Origin of the sequence: Streptomyces sp. (assembly GCF_035644915.1) — a bacterium.
In the GTDB taxonomy this organism is placed as follows: Bacteria; Actinomycetota; Actinomycetes; order Streptomycetales; family Streptomycetaceae; genus Streptomyces.
This window is the reverse complement of sequence record NZ_DASQNP010000184.1, coordinates 1-7,668: the sequence shown is the minus strand read 5'-3', so window position 1 is coordinate 7,668 and position 7,668 is coordinate 1. Positions and strand designations below refer to the sequence as shown.

7 protein-coding genes are annotated in these 7,668 nt (G+C 73.0%); 3 read left to right on the top strand and 4 right to left on the bottom strand.

All coding sequences use genetic code 11. From position 1 onward, the window contains the following. The 4 genes from VE546_RS20720 to eccB all read right to left on the bottom strand — a co-directional run. On the bottom strand, window positions 1–651 hold a 651-nt coding region (locus tag VE546_RS20720), incomplete at its 3' end, for a WXG100 family type VII secretion target (protein WP_414720536.1). A 15-nt stretch (window positions 652–666) separates the two neighbouring features. Further along, complete coding sequence (locus VE546_RS20715; RefSeq protein ID WP_324924543.1) at window positions 667–1,083, bottom strand: hypothetical protein; 417 nt, start codon at window positions 1,081–1,083, stop codon at window positions 667–669. A gap of 322 nt (window positions 1,084–1,405) precedes the next feature. Next, on the bottom strand, window positions 1,406–2,710 hold the full coding sequence (mycP, locus tag VE546_RS20710; protein ID WP_324924541.1) for a type VII secretion-associated serine protease mycosin: 1,305 nt from the start codon (window positions 2,708–2,710) through the stop codon (window positions 1,406–1,408). Window positions 2,711–2,729: 19 nt separating this feature from the next. Further along, window positions 2,730–4,244: a type VII secretion protein EccB gene (gene eccB / locus VE546_RS20705; protein ID WP_324924539.1), complete on the bottom strand. Its 1,515-nt coding sequence runs from the start codon at window positions 4,242–4,244 to the stop codon at window positions 2,730–2,732. A gap of 191 nt (window positions 4,245–4,435) precedes the next feature. Here eccB and eccE point away from each other — a divergent pair, with 191 nt between their 5' ends. From eccE to VE546_RS20690, 3 genes are all read left to right on the top strand, one after another. Continuing rightward, window positions 4,436–5,758 carry a type VII secretion protein EccE gene (gene eccE / locus VE546_RS20700; RefSeq protein WP_324924537.1) on the top strand — a complete coding sequence of 441 codons (1,323 nt, stop codon included), beginning with the start codon at window positions 4,436–4,438 and terminating at the stop codon, window positions 5,756–5,758. After that, the gene (locus VE546_RS20695) at window positions 5,758–6,495 is read left to right on the top strand and encodes a hypothetical protein (protein ID WP_324924535.1); all 738 of its coding nucleotides are present in this window, start codon (window positions 5,758–5,760) and stop codon (window positions 6,493–6,495) included. Before eccE ends, VE546_RS20695 begins: the two co-directional genes overlap by 1 nt. Window positions 6,496–6,718: 223 nt before the next feature. After that, on the top strand, window positions 6,719–7,668 hold a 950-nt coding region (locus VE546_RS20690), incomplete at its 3' end, for an SCO5717 family growth-regulating ATPase (protein ID WP_324924533.1).

Genomic DNA, 7,668 nt, shown 5'->3' with positions numbered 1-7,668 from the left:
CGGCATGGGGCCGAACGTCGGCTCCTCCGCGGCCTGCATGTTCTCGTGCGAGACCTTGTAGTAGGAGGCCAGGCGGTTCATCTGGTTGATGGCCTCCTGGCGGTCCTCCTCCTTCTTCTTCGCCAGCTTGTACTTCTCGTTGGTCTCGACCCGCTCCTCGGGCGGGATGTCCTCCAGCCGCGGCGCGGCCAGGACGGCGGGGTCCTCGTCGGGCATGCCGCCCTTCACCGCGGCGAGGCCGACCCCGGCCGCCTTCAACTGGGTGCTGGCACGTTCGGTGTAGTCGGCCAGGACGAGGGTGTTCTTGCTGAGGTTCCGCCCCCACTCGCGGAAGCTGTCGCCGAACTCGCCCTCCCAGTCGACCTTGTCGATGTGCGCCTTGAGGTCCTCGCCGATCTGCCGGATGTCGCCCCCGGCCTTCCAGAGGGTGTCCGCGGCGCTCTCCAGGTCGCCGGGGTTGGCGTCCCTCACCAGCGCCAGCATCTCTTCGAGGTCCTTGTTCTCGAAGTTCGTGGACCCCATGACGCCGGCACGCAGCGCCTCGCCCATGCCGAACGGGAGGAACATCCCGTTGCGCCTCAGATCGGTGATGAGGAGCTGGGGGGCGACGATCGGCTCGTCCGGCCTCTCCTGCTTGTTCTCGTCGGTCATGGGTGCCTCCCCCCGTCAGTAGGTGACCTCGGTGTCGTCGGCCTTCGGCTTCTGCTTCTCCGACCGCCGCTGCTGTTCCTGCTGGAAGTCGTACGCCCGGTTCTGGAGCTGCCAGAAGCGCCGCTTCAGGTCGTCCTCCAGGTTGCCGAAGCCGACGTCGGCTCCGTGGACGGCGATGCGCATGGCCTCGATCTGGGCCCCCAGCACCTGGGAGAGACGGGTCAGTTGGGCGTGGACCCGGTTGTACTCCCGGTAGAGACCGTCGGCCTCGGCGAAGTTCCCCCCGAAGGAGGACCGGCTGACCTGCTGCTGCTTGACCTTGGTGGGAGAGGCCGGGGAGCTTTCGAGGTCGTCGAGAATCCTGTCGACCCGCTTCTTGAAGTCCTTGAGCGATTCGAGTTCGCCCTTGAGCCCCCCGCTGGAGCCGGCCATCAGGTTCCCCCTCCACCCGTTGATCGCACACACATCTGCCCTTGTGCCCTCCTCACTCTAGCCACCGCCTCTGACAGTTCCAACGCCGAATCGCGGCAAGGGAATTGGCGTGCGGACCGGGCGGGACGCGTGGGACAGGGACAGGTCTCCGTGTCAACCCGTCCTCTGCAACAGGAATGAATCATCCCGTGGCCGAAACGGCGGCGAAACGCCCATCGGCCCCCGGCGAGGGCGTTCCGTGCGCCTTCCGCGGCCGATGTAAGGGTTCTGTAACCATCGGCCGCCCGCGCCCCTCGCGCGGGGGCGCGGGCCCGTCGGCGTCCTACCCGGCCGCCTGCCCGGCGGCGCGCCGGCGCCGCCAGTCGCGGTGGACCAGGGAGCCGCCCGCTATCACCGACACCAGGACGCCCCCGCCGACCACCGCGTACGTGCCGAGCCGTTCGTTGCGCTCCTGGGTGGTCTCGCCGAGCTGGAGCTCGGCCGGGGTGGGCGGTTCGCCCTTGTCGATGCCCTCGCGCGCCACCGGCTTGTCGATCGGCTTGTCGTCCTCGGTGAGGGCGCGGACGGGGTCGATGACGCCCCAGCCCACGTGGCGGTCGTGCCCGGGGACGGAGCGCTCCGCGGTCTGTTCGAGCTGGGCGGCGATCTGGTGCGGCTTCCAGTCCGGGTGCTCGGCCACCAGCAGCGCCGCGACGCCCGCGACGTACGGGGCCGAGAAGCTGGTGCCGTTGTCCGCGCAGTGGCCGCCCTTGGGCACCGTGGAGATCATGTCGACGCCCGGCGCGGCGATGTCCACGAACTCGCCGGACTGGGAGAAGGGGGCGCGCTCGTTGTTGCGGTCGGAGGAGGCGACGGCGATGACGCCCTCGTAGGAGGCCGGGTAGGTCTCCTTCACGTTGCCGCCCAGGCCGTCGTTGCCCGCCGAGGCCACGATGACGACCCCGGCGGCCACCGCCCTGTTGACGGCCTGTTCGAGCGCGGAGTTGGGCTCGAGGGGCTTCGCGGTGTCCTGCGAGATGTTGATGACGTGTGCGCCGGCCTCCACCGCGTAGTCGATGGAGGCGGCCAGGGTGGTCGTGTTGCCGCTGCCGTTCGCGTCGTTCTGCTGGATCGGGATGATGGTGGCCTCGGGCGCCAGACCGACGAAGCCGGTGTTCCCGGCCGGGCGTGCCGCGATGATGCCCGCGACCTTGGTGCCGTGGCCGACGGTGTCGTCGGTGCCGTTCTCCGCGCCGCGTTCGGGGACGTTGCCGTACCGGTCCTTCTTGGGGTTCCTCGGGATGAGGTTCTTGCCGAGCCCGGTGTCGACGGCGTCCTTCAACTGCGGGTGGTCGTCGTCCACGCCGGTGTCGATGACCGCGACCTTGACCCCCTTGCCCCTGGTCTTCTCCCACAACTGGTCCAGGAGCACTCGCTTGAGCGCCCAGGGCCGGCCCTCGAAGGGCTTGGCGGGGAAGGTGCACTGTCCCGCGTCGGCCGCCGCCGGCGGTGCCCAGGCCAGGGACGGGGCGAACGCGGCGAGGGCCGACAGGCCGACCGCCACGGCCGTGGGGAGCGCCGTCCACCCGCGGCGCCTGTGGCGGAACGTGCTCGTGGTGCGCCGGGTTCCGGCGGTCCTGGCTGTCATGGCGTGTGTCTCCCCCGTGTCAGGAGCCCTGCGGCTGCTTGGCCGCGCTCGTGCTCAGTCGCGGTCCCGTCGGGAGGAAGCCCGACCAGGTGGCGGGCACCGGCACGGGCTGGGCGTCCTCGTAACCGAGCCGGATCTGCGCCTGGTTGCCCTCCTGCAGCGCCTGCTCCGGGTCCTTCTTCTTGCCGTCCGTGCCGATCTCGGACTCGTCCTGACCGCTGTCGGTGTTGGCCTGCACCGCGTAGCGCAGGCCCGTGTCGGTCACCAGGAAGACGCCGCCGGAGCCGGTGTCCTGGCCCTTGACCTGGCGGAAGAGCAGGCCCGAGCCGGGGGTGACGTACGCGTTGGTGGCGCCGTTGGGGAGGGTGGCGGGGTAGTTGTCGCCGGCCCAGGTGCTGAGTTCGGTGGTGCCCTTCTTCTCGTCCACGTCGCGCAGCACGTTGCACAGGGTGTCCCGGCCGCTGCCGGCCAGGTTGACCGTACGGGCCACCTCCTCGGGCCAGTTCAGGCTGCTCCCGTAGAAGGTGTCGCCGGGCTGGATGGCTCCGGCGTTGACGTTCCGCGCCTGTCCCTGCTGGCCGAGCCGGGTGGCCTGCGGGCTGTTCAGCAGGAGCTTGGCCATGAAGTCGGTGACCGGCCTGACCTGGCCCCTGAGCACCACGTAGTGCTGGAGGCCGGCGCCGGAGGACGCGCGCAGCACCATGCCGATCCGGTTGGCCTCGGCGTCCAGGTTGCCGGCGGCGCCGGCCGGCTGCCCGATCTGAGCGGAATCCAGGGTCGGGAACCGGATCTCGTCGCCCTGCTCGAAGGTCCGCAGCCAGTCCTCGGTGACGTCCTGGGGCTCGGTGTTGCCGACGACGAGGCGCAGCAGCGCCCCGTCGGCGGCGATCGGGTAGGCGGTGCCGTTCCGGTCGATGATGTGGAGCTTGTCGCCGGGGCCGCGCACGTACATCACCTCGCCGCCGCGCAGCCGGTTCCTCCCCTCGACCTTGCCCTCGTCGCGGTCGGCGAGGACGAAGACGGCCTTCTGCGCGCCGTCGTCGCCGGGCTGGGTGCACACGGCCCAGCGCTTCGCCTTCGTCGCCTCGCCCGCCTCGGGGAGCCGGTCCGGGGCGTAGGGGATGCCGAGGGTGGCGCCGTGCGGGATCCTGCCGCTGTCCAGGACCTTCTCGTCGACCTTGACGATGTCGAACTTCTTCGGGTCCAGGAGGAGTTTGGCGGAGGCCAGGTTGAGCACCGGGTGGAGCTGCTTCTTGCCCTTGGTCTCCAGGACGACGTAGCGGGTGGTGGACTTGCTGCCGATGATGACCTTCTCGCCGGGGTTGTCCCAGCCGTTGGGCGCCTTCGGCTTGAACATGCCCCAGGCTCCGAAGCCCGCCAGGACCACGACTCCGACGATCACTCCGGGGAGCACCGCCCGCAGCGGGCTGGGCGCACCCTCCTCGGTCCCGGTGGGCGAGGGTTGGAGGAATGCCGAGACCAGCCGCTTCTTCGCGAAGGTGTAGGCGTTGAGCTCGTCCCGCCGTGATGCCATGTCTTGATGCTTCTCCCCACTGGTCGGCCCGGTGTCCCCGGGTACCTGGGGCACCGCCACTGATGCCGATTGTCGGACCGGGCCCCTACTATGCCCGTTGGCGTCAGCCCTCCGCTGCTCCGGTAGGGTGATCGCCCGACCAACGCCCTTGAGAGTCAGGGCTATTACGGACACAAGGGGATCTTCAGGGGATGGGGACCGCCACGCGGGCCCGGACCACCACGTCCGCGCCCGACAACTCGGAGCCGGACGGCGCGCGCCCCGCGCCCACACGGTCACGCCCGGCGCGCACGGCCGCGCCGCGCACGGAGGCACGCCACCGCAGTCTGGGGCCGTTCCAACTGCGGCAGCTCGTTCTGGTGGAACTGGCCGCGGCGATCGTGGTGGGTGCCATGGCCGTCGACGGCGTCCTGGTGGTTCCGGCGGCGGTGGTCGCCGTCGCCCTGGTCCTGGTCGCGGTGGTGCGGCGGCGCGGCCGGCCGCTGCCGGAATGGCTGGGCACCGTCGTGGCGCTGCGCCGCCGCAGGCGGCAGGCCGCCGCCGAGGTCCTCCCCCCGGACCTCGATCCGGGGCTCGCCCCCGCCGTCGAGTGCGATCCCGCCCTGCACAGCCTGTCGTACACCGACCGGGACCGGCGCGGCATCGGGATGGTCGGGGACGGCACGTTCCTGACCGCCGTGCTGCGCGTCGAGCCGCGCCCCGCGGCCCTGCGCACCGGTCCCGCGGAGCGTCCGCTGCCGCTGCGGCTGCTGTCCGACGTGCTGGAGGTGGACGGCATCCGGCTGGAGTCGGTGCAGGCGGTGCAGTACACCCAGCCCGCGCCCGCGCCCCATCTCCCCGAGCAGTCGGTGGCCGCGACGAGCTACCGCCCGCTGCAGGCCACCTGCGGCGCCCCGGCCGTACGGCTGACCTGGATCGCGCTCAAGCTCGACCCCGAGCTGTGCCGGGAGGCGGTCCAGGCGCGCGGTGACGGTCTGGAGGGCGCGCAGCGGTGCCTGGTGCGGGCCGCGGACCAGTTGGCGAGCCGGCTGGCCGGGGCGGGGTTCCGGGCGACGCTCCTGTCGGAGCAGGAGCTGGTCACGGCGCTCGCGACGTCGGCCGGAGCCAGCCCGATGGCCACGGCACGGGCCGGACGGCCCGACTCCGCGCCCGCGCGGCGCACCGAGGAGAGGGCGCGCGCCTGGCGGTGCGACGACCGCTGGCACACCACGTACGGGGTGTCCCGCTGGCCCGAGGTGGGACCGGGTGCCGCCTCACTGCCGTCGCTGGTGGCGCAGTTGACGAACCTGCGCGCGCTGGCCACCACGTTCAGCCTGACCCTGAGCCGGGGCGAGAACCGTTCGGTGGCGTTGAGCGGTCACATACGGATCACCGCCCGCAGCGACGACGAACTGGTCGCCGCCCGGCACACGCTGGAGCGGCTGTCGCGCGAGCACCGGGTCGGGATCGTACGGCTGGACCGCGAGCAGGTGCCCGGAGTGCTGGCGACGCTGCCACTGGGAGGGACGCGCTGATGCCCGGTTCCGCGGATTCCGTACGCACCGCAGCACGGCCCCGCAGGGGTTTCGGGCTGCGCGGTCCACGGATGGCCCGTCAGGTGCTGTCCGTCGAGCACGTGGACGCGCTCGCCCTGCCGGTCGGCGACGACGGCGTGGTGGCCGGTGTGGACGTCCAGGACCGTCCGGCGGTCCTCGGGCTGCACCATCCGGTCCCGTACGACGTGGTGCTGGTCGGCGGTCTGTGGACGGCCCAGGTGCTGGCGCTGCGCGCGGCCGGCACGGGCGCACGGGTGGCCGTCGAGACCGGCCGACCGCAGGTGTGGACGGGTCTGGCCCGGGCCGCGGGCGGCGACCAGCAGTGCATGACGCTGCACGAGGTCGGCCGGGTGCCGCCGATGGGCGCGACGGCCGTCTCGCCGGTGGTGGTGATCCGGGACTGCGGGATGAAGCCGCCGCGCGGCCGGGTCTCCTCGGGGCCCTGGCAGTCGGTGCTGACCCTGCTGCCGTATCTGAGCCCGGTGGCTCCCCGGCTGCTCCGGGGCGCCTCGCTCGCGGGCATACAGCAGGTCTCCCCGGAGGAGGCGCAACAGGTCGGCCGCATCCTGTCCCTGACGCGGCAGGAGGTCGAGGCGCTGTCCACCCTCGCCGACGGCGTGACGCTGTGGTGTGCGGGGCGGGAACGGCAGTTCGTGCTGACCCGGCCCACCGACGCGGAGTTGGGGCTGCTGGGCGCTGCCCGCCGACTGGACTGACCCCGCGTCTCCTCCCGGTCCCTCTCCTCCGTCACCGGTCCGTTGTCCGAGTGGGACAGGACCGGCATGCCGTATCCGCGTCCGCGGCGATTAGGGTGGGCTGCGCGCGGCAGGACAGTTCGGGAGAAGCGGCCGGAGGCCCGTGGCGGCGGGGGAACCGGCGCCGGCGACGGACGGTCCGCGCGCCCCGACCGGGTGCTCGACCAGATCAGCAGGAGGCATTGTGAACAGCGACCGGGACGAGATCCGCGTCGACGGGATCGCACCCGGCGACGACCTGCCCGAGGAGGACGACACCGACGCCACGGGCGAGTTCACCATCGACTACACACCGCCTGCCTGGTACACGCGGAACGCCGATCCCGCCGCCCAGTCCCCGGTGGGCACCGGTGGGACGTCCGGCGGGGCCGACGCGGGCGCACCGCCCGCGTTCCCCGCTCCGGCGCCCGGCACCCCGGCCGGGGGCGGGCAGGACGGACAGGACGCCCGGGACGGGCAGGAGGAGCGGCCCGGCGCCGGGGACCTCGTCAGCGGTGCCACCATGCGCATCTCCGCCGCCGCACTGCGCCAGGAGATCGCCGAGCGCCGGGCGGCCAAGTCGCCGGAGGGCGGGGACGACCGGCCCGAGGCCGCGGACGGCGAGCCGTCCGGCGCCGCACCGTCCGGCGAGGAGGCCCCGCAGGCGCCTTCGGCTGCGGCCGGCGAAGAGCCCGGGAGTGCCGGGGAAGCCGCGGAGGAGCCCGCGGAAACACCCGAGGAGGAGTCCGGGGAGACCGGAGCGGCGGCCGGCGACGGCGAACCGCATGGTTCCGACCCGCAGCCGACAGCCGCGCAATCGCCGGCCCAGCCGCAACCGCCGGCCCAGCAGCCGTCGTGGCAGCCCGTGCCGGAGGGCGGTGCCCCGGCCGGACTGCCGCCGCTGCCGCCGCACTTCCGGCCCGCCACTCCCCCGGCCGGGGCACCGGCCCCGGCGGCGGGCTGGTCCGGTGCGCCGGAGCAGCCTCCGGCCGCACCCGCGCCCGCACCCGACCCGGCCGCGCCGCAGGGTGGTTACGGCTTCCCCCAGCCGCAGCCCGGACCGTCCCAGCCGATGCCCCCCGCACCGGCGCCCCAGGGCGGCTACGGCTTCCCCCAGCCCGGACCCCAACCGCCCGCCCAGCCCCAGCCCCCGAC

Coding starts and splice junctions, on each gene's coding strand:
- VE546_RS20715 (WP_324924543.1), bottom strand. CDS start 1,083: ATGGCCGGCTCCAGCGGGGGGCTCAAGGGCGAACTCGAATCGCTCAAG.
- mycP (WP_324924541.1), bottom strand. CDS start 2,710: ATGACAGCCAGGACCGCCGGAACCCGGCGCACCACGAGCACGTTCCGC.
- eccB (WP_324924539.1), bottom strand. CDS start 4,244: ATGGCATCACGGCGGGACGAGCTCAACGCCTACACCTTCGCGAAGAAG.
- eccE (WP_324924537.1), top strand. CDS start 4,436: ATGGGGACCGCCACGCGGGCCCGGACCACCACGTCCGCGCCCGACAAC.
- VE546_RS20695 (WP_324924535.1), top strand. CDS start 5,758: ATGCCCGGTTCCGCGGATTCCGTACGCACCGCAGCACGGCCCCGCAGG.